This is a genomic window from Pseudomonas granadensis (genome assembly GCF_900105485.1).
GTDB lineage: Bacteria > Pseudomonadota > Gammaproteobacteria > Pseudomonadales > Pseudomonadaceae > Aquipseudomonas > Aquipseudomonas granadensis.
This window is the reverse complement of sequence record NZ_LT629778.1, coordinates 2,579,738-2,596,145: the sequence shown is the minus strand read 5'-3', so window position 1 is coordinate 2,596,145 and position 16,408 is coordinate 2,579,738. Positions and strand designations below refer to the sequence as shown.

Here is a 16,408-nt window from a genome sequence, read left to right as displayed (position 1 = left end):
CAACTTAATGAATATATTTAAAGCATTTACGCTAGCGACCCTGATCGCTTTGCCAATACTTGCATCAGCAGATCTTAATCATGATCAGCAATCAGCGAAAGAGCGAGGAATTATATTGTTCAAGCAATATAAGGCCGCGACTCCCGAATTGCGAATAGCCGCAGAAGCTGGCGATTCTGAGGCACAATTTTTTTTGGCCGAAGAAATACGTCAGAAAAAACAGTACATTGATTCTGAAGCTTACAAATGGTATGAGGCCGCAGCTAACCAAGGCGACCTTTATTCGATGATCCGAATTGGTCGAAGTAATAATGACCTATGTGCTGCAATGAAAAATTGTCCAACAGGTACAAAAGAGCCACAACAGTGGTTGGCTGAAGCAAATAAAATCGCAAAACAAAAATCTGATCGCGGTGATGCGGAAGCTCAATATTTAATGTATGAACTTACCGCCGACAGGGACTGGTTAAAAAAATCAGCGTTGGCAGGTCATCCAACTGCACAATATCGTATGGCTGTTGGCGATCGTCAAGGAGAAGGATTTATACTTCCCTGGAAACGGCAAGAAATCGTTGAACAATGGTTTTTGCTTTCTGCGAAAGCAGGCAATCCAAAAGCAATGATGCAGCTCTTCGGTATATATAGAGAAAAAGGTGAACTCGATCATGCACGCTATTGGGTAGAAAAAGCGGCGTCGACTGGGTATGAGGCAGGCGTATACAATTTCGGGTATTTTTTAGCTGTTGCCCCCAAAGCCCTTGGATTCACGGAAGATAAAATCAAGGGGTATGCGTTAATCTCTCTTCTGAAGGAGCTAGACGGTGGGGGTACCGCAAAAACAGATGTAGAGGAGATACTTCCAAAAATATCAAAAACAATGACCCCAGCACAAATTCAAGAGGCGGAAGATTTTGCAGTCAAGTGGAGAGACGAGCACCCACCTCTTTCGTTTTTTCCTGAAAAAATAGATTTTTGAAGGATATTCCGATCAATGAACATTATAACGCTCAGCCTTGCAGCTTTGGCAAACAATAAACTGCCGGGTTGAGTGTGACGATGGCGTATATGCTGCATTGTGATGTTGTGATGTACTGGCGATCAAGAAGCGGTAAGCAACTATGGAGCGTACATTTCACATACTCCCGACAAAGTTGGCTACCCACTGGACCTAGTTAAAGGCTACGCTATTTTTTCTTTGTTAAAAGAGCTCGGCGACAGCGGTGGAGTACAAGATTATGTCGACCTTAAAATTGAAAAGGTTGCTGGGAAAATGACACCAGAACAAATTGAACAGTCAAAAATCGTTGCGCGAGAGTGGAAAGCCACTCATTCACCGATTTCTTTTTTCCCCGAAAAACTTAGCGACTGACTCCGATTTTTTGGTATGTCTTTAGGGAGGCGCGGAACGCCGAATTTTAATCGAAGACTAACCGCCCCCTTACATCCGCAGAGAAGAAACAACCACCCATGAGTTCAGCGAAGATAACAATTAAACTAATGACTGCAGCGTTAACGTTATTAACTATAATAGCAACCGAATCATCTGCTCTTACGCACGAACAGCTTCAGGCAAAAATCCAAGGCATTGAGCTCTACAATCAATACAAAGCCATTTCTGCGATCGATTTTTTGAAAACCGCCGCTGACGGCGGAGATGATGAGGCACTTTACTATCTGGGTGAAGCATTAAGAAAAAATAACCGCTTCATGACTCCGGAAGCTAAAAAAGCATACGAAAGCTCCGCAAAAAAGGGGAATATCTACTCTATGATTCGCCTTGGGAGAATTGAAGACGACTTGTGCTCAACCATGAAAAACTGTCCACAAGGTGAAGACTCTCCAAGCAACTGGGTAATTAAAGCTAAAAGCCTTGCAATTCAACGATCAGCGCAGGGAGATAGCGAATCAATGTACCTGTTATATGTAATGACAGGCAACGATGACTGGTTGGAGAAATCAGCAGAGAACGGATTCGCACTTGCGCAGTTCCGTCTGGCGACGAAGTACCAAGAAGGAAGTGGTTCATTTTTTCTACCCTCGAGGCGCAACCAAGCTATCGAACGATGGATGAAGGCGTCTGCTGAAAATGGTTATCCGCTTGCAATGATGGGGTTAGCCGCAATCATGATCGATAAAAACGATTTAGCCTCGTTCAGAAGTTGGAACGAAAAAGCAGCTGACTCGAGCTACGTCGAAGGAGTATTTGGATATGCGTCCTACATAAGTGAAGAAAATTCAAAATTCGGCTTCGCATTCGACCCAATAAAATCATATGCTTTACTTTCAAACTTGCTCGAACTTAATGATGGAGGCAATGTAATTCGAGACGTCAACACCACATTACCCGACTTAGAAAAAAACATGTCAAAAGAGCAAATAGAAAAAGCGAAAAGACTTGCAAAAACGTGGAAAGCCAACCATCCGCCTCTCTCGTTTTACCCTGACAAGCTAGGATATTAATTCCAATAACGCTATTCAGATACTTTGTCATCACAACATTTTTAATAAGTGCCAAACCTTGCCTTGCTAATCAGCGCAAGTAAATTCGGCTGTTCACCCCTGCCGATTTCATTAGCCCATCAAACCGGTGCCTTCCAACTCAACATCTGCTGCTGCGCCACCTGCAGCAAATCATCGCCATCCTGCGTCAGCAGGTAGAGCGCATGGGTGATGTGTGGAATGTCCTGCACGTCAAGGCACCAGCCTTTGTAGGAATTCGCCATACATCCCAAAGAAAACCACCCCACTCCCAGACAGCCCGCGCTCAGCTTGGTTAACCGCCCCTTAACGCCGTAGTCAAAAACTCCACTGAACCGCACGCCCTCAACCATTCTGGCTGTTGCCCAGTGCGGCAGATTCGGGTGAATCACCCGAACTCTAGAACCGTCGCACGGGAGTCCTCTCATGAACATTCGTCTTTCGCTGTTCACCACCGCCCTCGCCTGTACCGCATTCACCGGACTGGCCCAAGCCAATGACTCAACCACCTCCTCAAACCCCGTGCCCTACAAGTACGGCATGCCGCTGCAAGTGGCTAAGGTAGTTGCACTGACCGAGCCAGCCACCCTGGAATGCAAGGTCATCACCGCTGACATGAAATACATCGACAACAACGGCAGACCCGAGGAAATCAGCTACCGGAAATTATCCGACGCGTGCCAGCTGCAAAACTGACAGAAACGTCTGATTCGCGGCGTTGCGGTAGGCGGGAGGGGTTTCGGCGGTTATGCTCGAAGCCTTCCTCACTGCCGCAAGGATTCGCCATGCAGTTGTCGTTTCGCACGTTGTCCGGGCTCACGTGTTCGTTGTGTTTTGTGCTGGCGCTGGCCTGGGGGATTTTCCCCGAACGGCTGCTGGCGATCTGGAGCGTCGAGTATTCCGAGGGGGTCGGGTTTGTCGCGCGGCGCAGTGCGGTGCTGTTTGCGGCGTTGGGGGTGATGTTTTATCTGGTGCGCAATGCGCCGCCGTCGCTGGGGCGCAATGCGCTCAGCAATGGGTTTATCGTTGGTTGTCTGGGGTTGGCGGTGCTGGGTTTTGCGGAATGGCTCAACGGTCATGCCGGCCCCGGGATTTTGCTCGCGGTGCTGGTCGAGTTCGCGCTGGGCCTTGGTTTTGTGCAGGCCCGGCGCGTGACGGTCGAACTGGGTGAAACGGTGCGTTAAACCGCTCGCGAGCGGACGGTGCTTTGATGCAGTGGAGTCTGTTGGGCCAGATCGGAGCGAAGTCCCGCGACCAGGTTGTTGATTTCGCGACAGCTGTTGAGCCGGCTCGCATCAATGCCGTTGACCTGCAGATCAACCTGATCGGTCCGATGATCGCCGAAGACCTTGATGGTCATCGACAGATCCGGCGACAGCGTGCATTGGCAGCGTTTCGGCAGAAAACTGCTTTCGATGATGTTGCGTAGTTCCAAGGCAGACAGAAACATGGCGAACCCTCTCCTTACTGTGAGATGCCAATCAAGTATTCACGCTGGCCGTGGCGCCCCTGCGCGGGTGTATCCCCGCTGTTTCCCTGGGTGCGTCAAGCGGCGGTACTGCGAAATGCCCATTGGAGTGTAGGCGCCCAAATCCGGTGCGCCGCACTTAAAGAACGCATAAAGCGTGCCTTTGATCGGCTGGTTTTCGCTCCTTGTAAATCAGTCACTTGGCGCATTGGCCAGCATTGTGCTATTTGCAAAATGCAAGAAAGCCCTCCCCGAGCACTGCATTTTGCAACTACGCCCCGATTTGCATTCAGCCTCCATGACAGCAAGAATGCCTCGCACTATCCCGACACCCGCACGGAGGCTTCCATGGGTTCTTTACGCGTATATGCGATTACCGGGCTGCTTGTTGCCAGCCTGTCCACCGTCGCCCACGCGGCCAAGCTCGAAGACGTCGCGCCGTATCCAAAGGCTGAAACTGGGTTCACCCGCCAAGTCATTCATCTGCCCAAGCAAGAGCAGGAAGAGAACTTTCAGGTCGAGATCCTTGCTGGCAAAACCCTCGAGGTCGACTGCAATCGCCAGCGACTCGGCGGCACGCTGGTCGAAAAGAACCTCGAAGGCTGGGGTTATCCGTTCTATCGCCTTGAAAACGTCAGCGGCCCGATGAGCACGATGATGGCCTGCCCACCCGCTTCGCAAAAGAAACGCGTGTTCGTGCCGGTTATCGGTGACGGTTTCAAACTGCGCTACAACAGCAAATTACCCGTTGTGGTCTACGCACCATCGGACGTAGAAGTGCGTTATCTGATCTGGTCGGCATCTGAAAAAGTCGGCACGGCGCTGCCGGAATAACCACAGCAAGGAGTGCACGGTTTGATTACCTGCCACGTCAGATACGTCATCGATCCCTATCAGTTGACCGAGTTCGAAGATTACGCCAAAGCCTGGCTTGGTATCGTCGAGCGTTTGGGCGGCACCCATCACGGTTACTTTCTTCCCTCCGAGGGCGCGAGCAATATCGCTTATTGTCTGTTCAGCTTTCCCTCGCTGGCAGACTACGAAAGCTATCGTCAAGTTGCGATGACTGATGCTGAAAGTACCGCACTGGTTGCCAATCTTCTGGAGAAGAAATTCATCGTCAGTTACGAGCGCAGCTTCCTGCGCCCAATGCTGCCGTAACGTTCATCAAGCCGGGACGCCGCACAGCGCGGCGCGCTCGGCGACATGGCGCAGACTGTCGAAGTTGATATTGGCGCCCGAATCAATCGCCACGAAAGTCTGCCCCTGCGCACCCGTTCGTGCCACGTATTGCTTGATGCCCGCCACTGCCAAGGCGCCGGAAGGCTCGGTGATCGAACGCGTGTCGTCGTAGATATTCTTGATCGCGGCACAGAGGTCGTCGTTGCTGACGGTGATTACCTCGTCAACGCAAAATCGGCAGACTTCGAAGCCAAACGCGCCGATTTGTGCGACCGCGACACCATCGGCGAAATTGCCGACGCTGGGCAACACCACGCGCTGATCCGCTTCCAGCGCAGCTTTCAGGCACGCCGAGTTTTCGGATTCAACGCCGATGATGCGCACTTCCGGGCGCAGGTATTTGACGTAAGCGGCGATTCCCGCAATCAGCCCGCCGCCGCCCACGGGAACGAAGATTGCGTCGAGCGCGCCCTGATGCTGCCGCAGGATTTCCATCGCCACGGTGCCCTGCCCGGCAATCACCTCGGGGTCATCGAATGGCGAGACGAAGGTGCGTCCGGTGAGTTCGGCCAGTTGCAGCGCATGGGCCAGTGCAAACGGAAAACTCTCGCCATGCAGCAGCGCTTCCGCTCCCCGACTGCGCACGCCTTGGACCTTGAGTTCCGGCGTGGTGGACGGCATGACGATCGTCGCCGTGATGCCCAGTTCGCGTGCCGCCAGCGCCACCCCCTGGGCATGGTTGCCGGCCGAGGCTGTGATGACCCCGCGCGCTTTCTGCTCTTCGCTCAGTTGCACCAGTTTGTTGTAGGCGCCTCGGATCTTGAAGGAGAACGTCGGCTGTAAGTCCTCACGCTTGAGCAGAACCCGATTGCCCAGCGCATCCGACAGCGCCGGCGCCGCTTGCAATGGCGTGCGCACGGCAATGTCATACACCGGCGCAGCCAGGATCTTTTTTACGTAGTGCTCAAGCAGGGCTTGCTGGTCGGGGCTGTGCGGCATGGTCGTTTCCTGACGTTGTTGAAAACCCCGAAGACAGAAAGTGAAAACCCGCCTCTAGGGCGGGTTGGGTGCTGCAGTCGTGAGCTAGCCCGCCAAGTGAGGAATGGCGGTAATAATGCTTGGCTGGCTGCGCAGTACGGTGGAAGTCATGTGCTGCAAAGTAGCCTGCGCGCTGCGGGCGAGTCAATGGCCAAATTCAGCCGCAAGCGTTAGTGTGGCGACTCTCTCATCGCACCAAGGAAGGAACGCATGTTCTCCATCGTCCTGCCCCTCACCGCTTTGCTCGCTTTTGGCGGTTACACCGTTTCGGTGATGCTCCAGGCCGAACAGTCGTTGATTGATTTCGGCATCAGCCTGATGTCGCGACCCGATACCGCGCAGGTTGTTATCGATCTGTACCTGCTGGCCACGCTGGCGGGCGTCTGGATGGTCAAGGATGCCCGGTCGCGCGGGCAATCGGTTTGGTCGGTGGTGCCCTATCTGTTGCTGACGGCGTTGTTTGTTTCGATTGGGCCGTTGTTGTATTTGGTGGTGCGTGGGGTTCGCGAGCGCAACCGGAAGGCTGCGGATCTGGCCCGCGCGAGCTGATCGGCATGACCGGTTGTCGCGCAAATGGCCATTGGGAGCAGGCTCACTTTCCCCAAGGAACGGTGCCAAACATGGAGCCACGGCTTCGATTAAAAAGTCCCGAATAGTTTGGCTGTCAACTGTCAACTCTGACAGTTATGCCGTAGATCCTGATGCAGTACCTTGAGCCTTGACCGGGAGTTCGCTCCCACTTTAGTTCGTGCATAAGGAGCATAAGCGATGACAGCTTCCAAGAACCAAACTACTGGAGAGTTCTCTGCTGATACGAGTGGGGGCGAAAGCCCGGCGTTCTATACGACGGATGTGAAACTGGCTATCAGCACCCGGCCGGTGCCTGTTCCTTATTGGCAAGCTATAGGCATTCAGACTTTTCCCGGACCGCTGCCTCAACGACAAGCCGCTGTGAGTGTGTACTTTCCTGAAGGAACAACTTCAAACACCTACACGCTGACGGAGAATGGTGATTATCGAGCGAGCTATTATCGCGGCTCGAGCGATCCAAAAACCTATTGGGCAACGAGTGGCACCTTAGTCCTGAAAGTTGCACCGACAAAGGAAGATCCGCGACTGGAGGGCAACGTCTTCAGCGTTAAACTCCAAAACAGTGAGGAAACAGTCGAGATCAAGAATGGCCAGTTCGTCATGGAAGGCCTATCAGCTTACGAGCCTGCCTTTGACAAACCCTGATGCGCAACTCTGCTTTCAGGGTGCCCCGGCCGCCTCAGCCCCGTTTGACTACCACAAACGCAGCCGTTTCATAGGGCACCCTGACCACGTCCCGGCCGCGCAATTGCGGCTCTGCTGTAATCAACGCCTCTGACGTAAAGTGTCGGCCCTGGTCTTGTAACCGCCCCGGCTGAACGATGAACCTGATCGCACGTGGCAAGGCTCCCTTCGGAAACACATCGGATAGACGGCGGATGCTCCCGAGCATGGCGCTTGAATTTATCCGCACCCGGAACAGTCACTGACAATGTAACGAACAAAATTTCACCTGGTTTTGTCCCGACACGGACTCAACCTTCTGTGGAGCCTTGCCCATGACTATCCGTTCCGTTATGTTCGCCGCCCCGTGGCTGTTGGTCGCGGTGATCTCCAGCCCGTTGGCGCTGGCTACCGAAGAAAAAGGCCAGCCGGTGCAAAAACCCGAATGCCCGAAAGGTCAGGTCTGGGACAGCAAATCGCAGAAATGCGCGTTGCAGACCAGTGCCATCCGCGACTCATCACAACCTGAACATTGATAAGGGAAGTCGCCATCAGCGAGCAGGCCTTCAGAGCAGAACTCGGACAGCATCTGGCGCGACTGTGGCGCTACGGTTTGCTGTTGTCGCGCAATCGGCATGTGGCTGAGGATCTGGTGCACGCGACTTGCGTGTGCGCGCTTGAACGTGCAAGTCAGTACGTGGCCGGTATGCGGATGGAGCGATGGTTGTTGGGCCTGTTGCATTCAATCTGGATCAGCGAAGTGCGCACGCGTCGGGTGCGTCAGGAACTGGCTGGGAATGGCACAGAGGCTGACAACGCATTTGCTGCGAAACCCTACGTAATGGCTGCGCAGGTCATTCGCCGTGTCGATGCCTTGCCGGAAACCCAGCGCGAGACGGTTTATCTGGCTTACGTCGAAGGTTTTTCCTACAGCGAAGTCGCCGAAATTCTGCAAATTCCAGTTGCGACAGTCATGACGCGGTTGGCCACCGCCCGGTTGAAACTGGCTGAATACCCACCGCTGTACACGGTTGCCACCTCTACCGAGGCCGACCACTCATGAAGACACCTTCGGATGAGCAACTGGTCGCCTGGCTGGACAATGAACTCGGCGCCGAGCAACGCAGCCTGCTTGAACAGGCTATGGCTGACGATGCATTGCTCAACCTGCGCGTGCAGTGGCTCAGTCGCAGTAACCTGCCCTACCAAAACGCCTATGACGAACTTGCGCAACAGGCACCGCTGGAACGGTTGCAGGCGCGGCTGGACGCGATTCCTTCGCCCGAAAAACCGGGGCTGAGCCGCCGCTGGTTTATCGGCGCCGCCGCGGCAGCGTTGTTTGCCGGTGGTGTTCTGGCCGATCGCGCGTTCCTTGGCTGGCAGGCAACACGGTCAAACCACGATTCGCCACCCGCTCGGAGTACGGAAAGCAACCGCCGGCCCACGAGCGGGCACAACGCTGCACCAGAACTTGAAAGCAAGGCAAAATCGTTAAAAGCCGCCTCGGCGCATGAGCAGTCCTGAACTATGCTGAGCGACTGTTTTCAAGGAGGACACGCAATGCCTGATTCATCCCGTACCGCGTTGTTGGTGATCGACGTGCAAAACGATTTCACCCCCGGCGGGCAATTGCCAGTGCCGGAAGGTGATCTTATTGTGCCGTTGATCAACCGGCTCGCCCGCCAGTTCAGCCAGGTCATCATCGCTCAGGACTGGCACCCGCAGGGCCACGCTTCGTTTGCCTCCAGGCATCCCGGCAAGCAGCCCTTCGATAGCGTTCAACTGCCCTATGGCGAACAAACGCTATGGCCTGAGCATTGTGTGCAAGGCACAGCCGGCGCCGAGTTTCATCCTCAACTCGACTTGCCGCACGCTCAGTTGATCATCCGCAAGGGCTGCAATCCTGATATCGACAGCTATTCGGCGTTCCTGGAAGCCGATCGCTGCACCACTACCGGCCTGTCGGGATATCTCAAAGCACGCGGCATCGACACCGTTTACATGGTCGGGCTGGCGCTGGATTTCTGTGTGATGTTTTCCGCGCTGGATGCGCGAGCGGCAGGTTTCAATGCCTACGTGGTGCTGGATGCGTGTCGGGCAATCGATATGAATGGATCACTGCAGTCGGCGATGGAGAGAATGCAGAGCGCCGGCGTTGAGTTGATTCAATCGACAGAACTCACCTGAACAACGCAAGCCCCCTGTGTGAACGAGCCTGCTCGCGATGGCGGTCTATGAGCGAAGCATAAGTCGACTGATCCGACGCCTCCGCGAGCAGGCTCGCTCCCACAAGGCACACTGATATCTGGGGCATTGGAATCTCAGGCTTTCGTCGGCAGCCACAACCTGAACCGCGCCCCACCCAGCGGTGAAGGTTCGACGGTCAGTGTGCCGCCCTGGGCTTCCAGTGCCCGACGGCTGATCGCCAAGCCAAGACCAAAACCACCGGTAGCCCGATCCCGACTGCGATCAAGCCGATAAAACGGCTCGAATATCCGCTCACGCTCGTCATCGGGAATGCCGATGCCGTCGTCATCGACCCAGATCTCACAGCCCTCGGCATTGACCTGCACGCCAACCTGAATACGGCTCTCGCAATAGCGCATGGCGTTGCGCAACAGATTCTGAATGGCCCGCGCGGTGAGACGCGGGTCGAGCGAGAAGCGTTCGAGCTGGCCGTGCAGCAACACGTCGATGACGATCTCGGGAGATTCCAGCTCTTCGTCGACGCTGCCCAGAATGCTGTCAACAAATTCGTCCAGCGCTACTTCGACCTGTTCGGGTAGCTGCGCCGGGTTCTGCAAACGGCTGTAGGACAACAACTCCAGTACCAGTTCATCCAGCTCACGAATGTGCGCGACCAGCCCTTGCAAGCGCTCGCGGCTGGCGGCCGGCAAGTCATCGGACAGCGCCAGCGCCAGGCCGAAATCCAGACGCGTCAACGGCGTTCGCAGTTCGTGGGATACAGCGTTGAGCAGATCACGCTGCTGATTGAGCAGTTTTTCGATGTCGCCGGCCATGGTGTCGAAGACATGCGCGAGGCTGCCGATGTTCGAGCTTGGCGCGATATGCGTGCGCTCGCTCAAATGGCCTTTGCCGAAACGTTCGGCGGTGCCTTTGAGGCGCTCCAGATCACGCCAGTGCGGACGCAACCACATCAACAGGCACGCCAGCAATGTGGCGCCGATCAGCACGTTGATGCTCCAGTACAGCAGATCGACGTCCATCGGATCCGGCGGCACCACCATTTTCACCGCCGTGGTGTCGTTCAGCGGCGCTACTGCCAGTGTGCGCCAGCCCCAATCGCCGATGCGCACGATGTTCTCGCCACGACGCAGACGCTCACGCTCTGTATCAGTGAATTTGGCATCGTCAATGCGCGCCAGAACGATATGCAACGGCTGGAAATCCTTGTCCAGCGACGCCGCCAGGGCCGGCCACTGATCTTGCGGCACCGCATGAAACTGGCGGGTGATCAGCGATTGCAGGCCGCGCGAATAGTCGAGGTTGTACGTAACGAAGCGTTCTCTGAACGCCATCACCACCAGGTCCGGGACCAGATAGATCGCCGCACTGTAGGAGACGATCGTCACCAGATACAGGCGAAACAGGATGCGAAACATCAGCTCAGCATTCCCATTCGGAGCGGCTGAACAGATAGCCCTTGCCCCACACGGTCTTGATCTTGCGCGCCTCGCCGGCATGGTCGTCGAATTTGCGCCGCAGCTTGGAAATGGCTACATCCACCGAACGGTCGGTGCCGTTGAATTCGATACCGCGCAAGCGCTGAAGGATCTGGTCGCGGCTAAGCACTTCGCCGGCATGCCGGGCCAGCACCACCAGCAGGTTGTATTCGCCGCTGGACAGCTCCACCGCTTGCTCGCGCCAGATCACGGTGCGCTCGGACAGGTCAATGCACAGATTGCCCATGACGATACGGTCATTGACCGTCTGCGGCTCGCCGAGGCTGCTGCGGCGCAACAGCGTGCGCACGCGTGCCAGCAGTACACGCGGCTCGCACGGTTTGGTGACGTAATCGTCGGCGCCCATCTCCAGGCCCAGCACCTGATCATGACTGTCATCGCGGGCGGTGAGCATCAGGATCGGCAGCATCGCCGAATCGGCGCGCAGCAAGCGGCACACCTGCAAGCCGTCGAGGCCCGGCAGCATCAGGTCGAGGATCACCAGATCCGGCGGATTGGCCCGCGCCCGCTCGCGCACGTGGTCGCCACGGCCGATGACGCTGACGGAATAACCGTTGCGCTCCAGGTAGCTGGAAATCAGTTCGGCGAGGGCGGTGTCGTCTTCGACGAGGAGGATGTTGGGCATGGGTGATCCAGAAAATGCTGTGGCGACGGTTCGACCGCTATCGCCAGCAGGCTGGCTCCCACAGGTCTGGCTGTGAACACAGATCTTGTGAACACCCGCTTTCACTGTGGGAGCCAGCCTGCTGGCGATGCTTTATCTGTCGCAATAAATTTCAAGGCTTGCAGGATATACGCCCTCACCCCTCCCCGAGCAAAACCCTTACACAATTTCACACAGCGCCTACAAAGCTTCACCGCTAATCCCGGCGTCTGCCCGTAGGATGCGGACTTCAATATTGGGGGTTGTACATGTCGAACAAACTGCTGGCCGGGCTCGGCCTGATCGCGCTGGCGCTGACGTTGAGCGCCTGTGATTCGTCGTCGGACGCCGAGGTGCAGGCGCCACCGGCTACGGTGCGTATCGAGACGGTCGAAGCGCATCCCCTGACGCTCAGCAGCGAACTCAGCGGGCGCATTGCCGCGCCACGGATTGCCGAAGTCCGCGCACGGGTCGCCGGTGTGGTCCTGCAACGGACCTTTCGCGAAGGCAGCGACGTGAAAAAGGGCGACGTATTGTTTCGCATCGACCCGGCACCCTTCAAGGCCGACCTCGACAGCGCCGAAGCCGCGCTGCGCAAGGCCGAAGCCAATGCCTTTCAGGCGAAACTGCAAGAGCAGCGCTACGCCCAGTTGATCGATGACAAAGCCATCAGCGCTCAGGACTACGACAACGCCCGCGCCAATGCCCGGCAGACCGCAGCCGACGTGGCGGCAAATAAAGCAGCGGTGGAACGGGCGAAACTGAATCTCGGCTATGCCACCGTCACGGCACCGATTTCCGGTCGCGTCGGCCGCGCGCTGGTGACCGAAGGTGCCTTGGTCGGGCAGAACGAAACCACCCCGCTGGCGCTGATTCAGCAGCTCAATCCGATCCACGCCGATCTCACCCAGTCGACCCGCGAACTGAACGAATTGCGCCGCGCGTTCCGTTCCGGGCAATTGCAGGAAGTTGGCCAGGATCAGGTCAAAGCCACGCTGATTCAGGATGACGGCAGCCTGTATCCGCTGCCGGGCAAGTTGCTGTTCAGCGACATCACGGTCGATCCGGGCACCGGCCAGATCATCTTGCGCAGCGAATTCCCCAACCCCGATCTCGACTTGCTGCCTGGCAGTTTCATCCGCGTACGTCTGGAACAGGCAACGATCGCCAATGGCATTACCGTGCCGCAACGCGCCGTGCAGCGTGACAGCGCGGGCATCGCCCAAGTGCTGATTGTCGATGAACAGATGCGCGTCGCCCAGCAACCCGTGGAACTGGGCGCGGTTCAGAACAATCGCTGGATCGTCACCGGCGGCCTCAAGCCCGGTGACCGCATCGTCGTCGAAGGCCTGCAACATGCCCGCCCCGGCGAAACCGTGCAAATCGACGACAGCCCTCTTCCCATTGCCCAGACCTCGGGTCAGTAAGCAGGACGCTTTTTTATGCCGCAGTTCTTCATCGATCGCCCGGTATTCGCCTGGGTCGTCGCGCTGTTCATCCTGATGGCCGGTGCGTTGGCCATCCCGCAATTACCGGTGGCGCAATACCCTGATGTCGCGCCGCCGCAAATCGAGATCTATGCCGTTTACCCCGGCGCCTCGGCGCAGACTGTCGACGAAAGCGTGGTCAGCCTGATCGAGGAAGAGCTCAACGGCGCCGATCATCTACTGTACTTCGAATCGCAAAGCAGCCTCGGCAGCGCCACGATCAAAGCGACGTTCCAGCCCGGCACCAACCCGGAACTGGCACAGGTCGACGTGCAAAACCGACTCAAAGTGGTCGAGTCGCGCCTGCCGCAAGCGGTCAACCAGCAAGGCCTGCAGGTCGAGAAAGTCTCTTCCGGCTTTCTGTTGCTGATCACCCTGACCTCCAGTGACGGCAAGCTCGATGACGTCGCGCTCAGCGATTATCTGGCACGCAACGTGATGAACGAGATCAAGCGCCTGGAGGGCGTGGGCAAGGCTCAACTGTATGGCGCCGAACGGGCCATGCGCATCTGGATCGATCCGCAGAAGCTGATCGCTTTCGACCTGACGCCCGCCGATGTCAACGCCGCCATCGTCGCGCAGAACGCGCAAGTCTCTGCCGGCAGCATCGGCGATCTGCCGTCACCGGCGTCGCAGGAAATCACCGCAACCATTCTAGTGAAAGGTCAGTTATCGACGCCGCAAGAGTTCGCCGACATCGTGCTCAAGGCCAATCGCGACGGCTCCACCGTGCGCGTCGGCGACGTGGCGCGAGTCGAGATCGGCAGCCAGGAATACCAGTTCGGTACACGCTTGAACGGCAAGCCTTCGACAGCGGTTGGCGTACAACTGTCGCCGGGCGCCAATGCGCTGAACACCGCAACCCTGGTGCGGGCGAAGATGGATGAGTTGTCGCGCTACTTCCCGGCCGGCGTTGAATACAAAATCCCTTACGACACCTCGCCCTTCGTCAAAGTCTCGATCACCAAAGTGGTTTACACCCTTGGCGAAGCGATGATGCTGGTCTTTGCGGTGATGTTTCTGTTCCTGCAGAACGTGCGCTACACGCTGATCCCGACGCTGGTGGTGCCAGTGGCACTGATGGGCACCTTCGCGACCATGCTGGCGCTGGGCTTCTCGATCAACGTGTTGACCATGTTCGGCATGGTGCTGGCGATCGGCATTCTGGTCGATGACGCGATTGTCGTGGTGGAGAACGTCGAGCGGATCATGGCCAGTGAAGGCTTGTCGCCCAAGGAAGCGACGCGCAAAGCCATGACGCAGATCACCGGAGCGATCATCGGTATCACGCTGGTGCTGGTGGCAGTGTTTATTCCGATGGCCTTCATGCAAGGCTCGGTCGGCGTCATCTATCAGCAGTTCTCGTTGTCGATGGCGACCTCGATCCTGTTCTCGGCTTTCCTTGCGCTGACGCTGACCCCGGCGCTGTGCGCCACATTGCTCAAGCCGATTGCCAAAGGCGAGCATCATGAAAAGTCCGGGTTCTTCGGCTGGTTCAACCGGCGCTTCGAGCAACTGACTGACCGCTATCAGGGCTGGGTCGGCCTTGCGCTGAAACGCAGCGGTCGCTACCTGCTGATTTACGTCGTGCTGCTGGTCGGACTGGGGGTTTGCTTCGCGCGCCTGCCCTCCTCGTTTCTACCGGTGGAAGATCAGGGCTATACCATTACCGACATTCAATTGCCGCCCGGTGCGACCAAGAATCGTACGGTGGCCGTGGCCGAGCAGCTTGAAGCGCACAACGCCGGCGAACCGGGCATCAGTGACAGCGTGGTGATTCTCGGTTTCAGTTTCTCCGGTAGCGGGCAGAACGCAGCCTTGGCGTTTTCGACGTTGAAGGATTGGTCGCAGCGCGGCGGTGACGATTCCGCCAGTTCGATTGCCGATCGCGCCAACATTGCCCTGAGTGAAATCAAGGACGCCATGGCGTTTTCGGTCCTGCCACCGCCAGTGGATGGTCTCGGTACATCAAGCGGCTTTGAGTTCCGTTTGCAGGATCGTGGCGGGCTCGGCCATGCGACGTTGATGCAGGCGCGCAGTGAATTGCTCGCCGCCGCGGAAAAAAGCCCGGTGCTGATGAATGTGCGTGAAAGCGCGTTGGCCGAAGCACCGCAGGTTCAGCTAGTCGTTGATCGCAAGCAGGCGAACGCGTTGGGCGTTTCCTTCGCGGACATCGGCAATGTGCTGTCCACTGCAGTGGGTTCTAGCTACATCAACGATTTCCCCAATCAGGGCCGGATGCAGCGCGTTGTCGTGCAAGCAGAAGGCGATCAGCGTAGTCAGGTCGCCGATCTGCTGAAAATGCATGTGCGCAACGACACCGGGCATATGGTGCCGTTGTCGGCGTTCGTGCAGGCCACCTGGATTCAGGGCCCGGCGCAGTTGACCCGTTACAACGGTTATCCAGCGATTGCGATTTCCGGCGAACCGTCTCCGGGCCACAGCACTGGTGAGGCCATGGCGGAAATCGAGCGTCTGGTTGCGCAAGGGCCGAAAGGTCTGGGACAGGAATGGACTGGCCTGTCGCTGCAGGAGCGCTTGTCTGGCAATCAGGCGCCGATCCTGCTCGGATTGTCGCTTCTGGTGGTGTTCCTGTGTCTGGCGGCGCTGTACGAGAGCTGGTCGATTCCGACTTCGGTGTTACTGGTCGTGCCGCTGGGCGTGCTCGGCGCGGTGTTGGCCGTGACGATGCGTGGGATGCCTAACGATGTGTTCTTCAAGGTCGGATTGATCACCATCATAGGCCTGTCGGCGAAGAACGCGATCCTGATCATCGAGTTCGCCAAGAGCTTGTATGACGAGGGTCACGATCTCATCGATGCGACGTTGCAGGCGGCGCGCTTGCGGTTGCGGCCAATCGTGATGACGTCGCTTGCGTTCATTCTCGGCGTGGTGCCGCTGGCTATCGCCACGGGTGCCAGTTCGGCGAGTCAGCAAGCCATTGGCACTGGAGTGATCGGCGGGATGATCACCGCAACACTTGCGGTCATCTTCGTGCCGGTGTTCTTTGTAGTTGTGATGAAGCTCGTACAACGATTCACCAAGCCCCACTGATCCCAATTATGGGAGCGAGCCTGCTCGCGAATGCGCCCGATCAGTCAACATCAATTTTGAATGTACCGACGCTTTCGCGAGCAGGCTCGCTCACACAGGG

At 56.8% G+C, this 16,408-nt stretch carries 17 protein-coding genes and 3 pseudogenes; 14 read left to right on the top strand and 6 right to left on the bottom strand.

The window, feature by feature from the left end; translation table 11 throughout:
- Positions 1–7 precede the first annotated feature (7 nt).
- Positions 8–976: a tetratricopeptide repeat protein gene (locus tag BLU52_RS11605; RefSeq protein WP_090283307.1), complete on the top strand. Its 969-nt coding sequence runs from the start codon at positions 8–10 to the stop codon at positions 974–976.
- 491 nt (positions 977–1,467) lie between these two features.
- The gene (locus BLU52_RS11600; RefSeq protein WP_231988025.1) at positions 1,468–2,460 is read left to right on the top strand and encodes a tetratricopeptide repeat protein; all 993 of its coding nucleotides are present in this window, start codon (positions 1,468–1,470) and stop codon (positions 2,458–2,460) included.
- 119 nt (positions 2,461–2,579) lie between these two features.
- Here BLU52_RS11600 and BLU52_RS11595 read toward each other — a convergent pair whose 3' ends face one another.
- On the bottom strand, positions 2,580–2,870 hold the full coding sequence (locus tag BLU52_RS11595; protein WP_197677998.1) for a hypothetical protein: 291 nt from the start codon (positions 2,868–2,870) through the stop codon (positions 2,580–2,582).
- 34 nt (positions 2,871–2,904) lie between these two features.
- On the opposite strand from BLU52_RS11595, the gene BLU52_RS11590 reads away from it, so the two are divergent.
- Both BLU52_RS11590 and BLU52_RS11585 read left to right on the top strand, forming a co-directional pair.
- Positions 2,905–3,174, top strand: coding sequence for a DUF2790 domain-containing protein (locus BLU52_RS11590; protein WP_090283306.1), 270 nt, complete (start codon positions 2,905–2,907; stop codon positions 3,172–3,174).
- 89 nt (positions 3,175–3,263) lie between these two features.
- Positions 3,264–3,662 (top strand): hypothetical protein, encoded by a 399-nt coding sequence (locus tag BLU52_RS11585; protein ID WP_090283305.1) that lies wholly within the window; start codon positions 3,264–3,266, stop codon positions 3,660–3,662.
- Here the strand turns inward: BLU52_RS11585 and BLU52_RS11580 are convergent.
- Entirely contained in the window at positions 3,659–3,928 is a 270-nt protein-coding gene (locus BLU52_RS11580; protein ID WP_090283304.1) for a DUF1652 domain-containing protein, read from the bottom strand. The genes BLU52_RS11585 and BLU52_RS11580 overlap by 4 nt on opposite strands.
- A gap of 366 nt (positions 3,929–4,294) precedes the next feature.
- On the opposite strand from BLU52_RS11580, the gene eco reads away from it, so the two are divergent.
- Together eco and BLU52_RS11570 are read left to right on the top strand one after the other, a co-directional pair.
- Entirely contained in the window at positions 4,295–4,780 is a 486-nt protein-coding gene (gene eco, locus BLU52_RS11575) for a serine protease inhibitor ecotin (RefSeq protein ID WP_090283303.1), read from the top strand.
- A gap of 21 nt (positions 4,781–4,801) precedes the next feature.
- Positions 4,802–5,107 carry an NIPSNAP family protein gene (locus BLU52_RS11570; protein WP_090283302.1) on the top strand — a complete coding sequence of 102 codons (306 nt, stop codon included), beginning with the start codon at positions 4,802–4,804 and terminating at the stop codon, positions 5,105–5,107.
- 24 nt (positions 5,108–5,131) lie between these two features.
- Here the strand turns inward: BLU52_RS11570 and ilvA are convergent.
- Positions 5,132–6,127, bottom strand: a pseudogene (gene ilvA, locus BLU52_RS11565) (threonine ammonia-lyase, biosynthetic); the annotation flags it as partial.
- Between the two features lie 249 nt (positions 6,128–6,376).
- Between ilvA and BLU52_RS11560 the strand changes: the two are divergent.
- Complete coding sequence (locus BLU52_RS11560; protein ID WP_090283300.1) at positions 6,377–6,715, top strand: DUF2834 domain-containing protein; 339 nt, start codon at positions 6,377–6,379, stop codon at positions 6,713–6,715.
- Between the two features lie 219 nt (positions 6,716–6,934).
- Positions 6,935–7,402: a hypothetical protein gene (locus BLU52_RS11555; RefSeq protein WP_090283299.1), complete on the top strand. Its 468-nt coding sequence runs from the start codon at positions 6,935–6,937 to the stop codon at positions 7,400–7,402.
- Positions 7,403–7,436: 34 nt separating this feature from the next.
- Here BLU52_RS11555 and BLU52_RS26995 read toward each other — a convergent pair.
- Positions 7,437–7,529: pseudogene (locus BLU52_RS26995) on the bottom strand (class I SAM-dependent methyltransferase); the annotation flags it as partial.
- A 226-nt stretch (positions 7,530–7,755) separates the two neighbouring features.
- On the opposite strand from BLU52_RS26995, the gene BLU52_RS11550 reads away from it, so the two are divergent.
- The 4 genes and pseudogenes from BLU52_RS11550 to pncA all read left to right on the top strand — a co-directional run bounded on the left by BLU52_RS11550 (position 7,756) and on the right by pncA (position 9,607).
- Positions 7,756–7,956, top strand: coding sequence for a hypothetical protein (locus BLU52_RS11550; protein WP_157720693.1), 201 nt, complete (start codon positions 7,756–7,758; stop codon positions 7,954–7,956).
- Positions 7,956–8,483, top strand: a complete 528-nt coding sequence (locus tag BLU52_RS11545; protein WP_408003559.1) for an RNA polymerase sigma factor — start codon at positions 7,956–7,958, stop codon at positions 8,481–8,483. Before BLU52_RS11550 ends, BLU52_RS11545 begins: the two co-directional genes overlap by 1 nt.
- Positions 8,480–8,821: pseudogene (locus tag BLU52_RS11540) on the top strand (transcriptional regulator); the annotation flags it as partial. The gene BLU52_RS11545 and the pseudogene BLU52_RS11540, both read left to right, overlap by 4 nt.
- Positions 8,822–8,980: 159 nt before the next feature.
- Entirely contained in the window at positions 8,981–9,607 is a 627-nt protein-coding gene (gene pncA / locus BLU52_RS11535; protein ID WP_090283297.1) for a bifunctional nicotinamidase/pyrazinamidase, read from the top strand.
- Between the two features lie 134 nt (positions 9,608–9,741).
- Here the strand turns inward: pncA and BLU52_RS11530 are convergent, their stop codons facing one another.
- On the bottom strand, positions 9,742–11,043 hold the full coding sequence (locus BLU52_RS11530) for an ATP-binding protein (protein WP_090283296.1): 1,302 nt from the start codon (positions 11,041–11,043) through the stop codon (positions 9,742–9,744).
- A gap of 4 nt (positions 11,044–11,047) precedes the next feature.
- Complete coding sequence (locus BLU52_RS11525) at positions 11,048–11,749, bottom strand: response regulator transcription factor (protein ID WP_090283295.1); 702 nt, start codon at positions 11,747–11,749, stop codon at positions 11,048–11,050.
- 287 nt (positions 11,750–12,036) lie between these two features.
- On the opposite strand from BLU52_RS11525, the gene BLU52_RS11520 reads away from it, so the two are divergent.
- Together BLU52_RS11520 and BLU52_RS11515 are read left to right on the top strand one after the other, a co-directional pair.
- A complete protein-coding gene (locus tag BLU52_RS11520; RefSeq protein WP_090283294.1) occupies positions 12,037–13,194 on the top strand; it encodes an efflux RND transporter periplasmic adaptor subunit in 1,158 nt (385 codons plus the stop codon).
- 15 nt (positions 13,195–13,209) lie between these two features.
- The gene (locus tag BLU52_RS11515) at positions 13,210–16,308 is read left to right on the top strand and encodes an efflux RND transporter permease subunit (RefSeq protein ID WP_090283293.1); all 3,099 of its coding nucleotides are present in this window, start codon (positions 13,210–13,212) and stop codon (positions 16,306–16,308) included.
- Positions 16,309–16,408: the final 100 nt, after the last annotated feature.

Coding starts and splice junctions, on each gene's coding strand:
- BLU52_RS11605 (WP_090283307.1), top strand. CDS start 8: ATGAATATATTTAAAGCATTTACGCTAGCGACCCTGATCGCTTTGCCA.
- BLU52_RS11600 (WP_231988025.1), top strand. CDS start 1,468: ATGAGTTCAGCGAAGATAACAATTAAACTAATGACTGCAGCGTTAACG.
- BLU52_RS11590 (WP_090283306.1), top strand. CDS start 2,905: ATGAACATTCGTCTTTCGCTGTTCACCACCGCCCTCGCCTGTACCGCA.
- BLU52_RS11585 (WP_090283305.1), top strand. CDS start 3,264: ATGCAGTTGTCGTTTCGCACGTTGTCCGGGCTCACGTGTTCGTTGTGT.
- BLU52_RS11580 (WP_090283304.1), bottom strand. CDS start 3,928: ATGTTTCTGTCTGCCTTGGAACTACGCAACATCATCGAAAGCAGTTTT.
- eco (WP_090283303.1), top strand. CDS start 4,295: ATGGGTTCTTTACGCGTATATGCGATTACCGGGCTGCTTGTTGCCAGC.
- BLU52_RS11560 (WP_090283300.1), top strand. CDS start 6,377: ATGTTCTCCATCGTCCTGCCCCTCACCGCTTTGCTCGCTTTTGGCGGT.
- BLU52_RS11555 (WP_090283299.1), top strand. CDS start 6,935: ATGACAGCTTCCAAGAACCAAACTACTGGAGAGTTCTCTGCTGATACG.
- BLU52_RS11550 (WP_157720693.1), top strand. CDS start 7,756: ATGACTATCCGTTCCGTTATGTTCGCCGCCCCGTGGCTGTTGGTCGCG.
- pncA (WP_090283297.1), top strand. CDS start 8,981: ATGCCTGATTCATCCCGTACCGCGTTGTTGGTGATCGACGTGCAAAAC.
- BLU52_RS11530 (WP_090283296.1), bottom strand. CDS start 11,043: ATGTTTCGCATCCTGTTTCGCCTGTATCTGGTGACGATCGTCTCCTAC.
- BLU52_RS11525 (WP_090283295.1), bottom strand. CDS start 11,749: ATGCCCAACATCCTCCTCGTCGAAGACGACACCGCCCTCGCCGAACTG.
- BLU52_RS11520 (WP_090283294.1), top strand. CDS start 12,037: ATGTCGAACAAACTGCTGGCCGGGCTCGGCCTGATCGCGCTGGCGCTG.
- BLU52_RS11515 (WP_090283293.1), top strand. CDS start 13,210: ATGCCGCAGTTCTTCATCGATCGCCCGGTATTCGCCTGGGTCGTCGCG.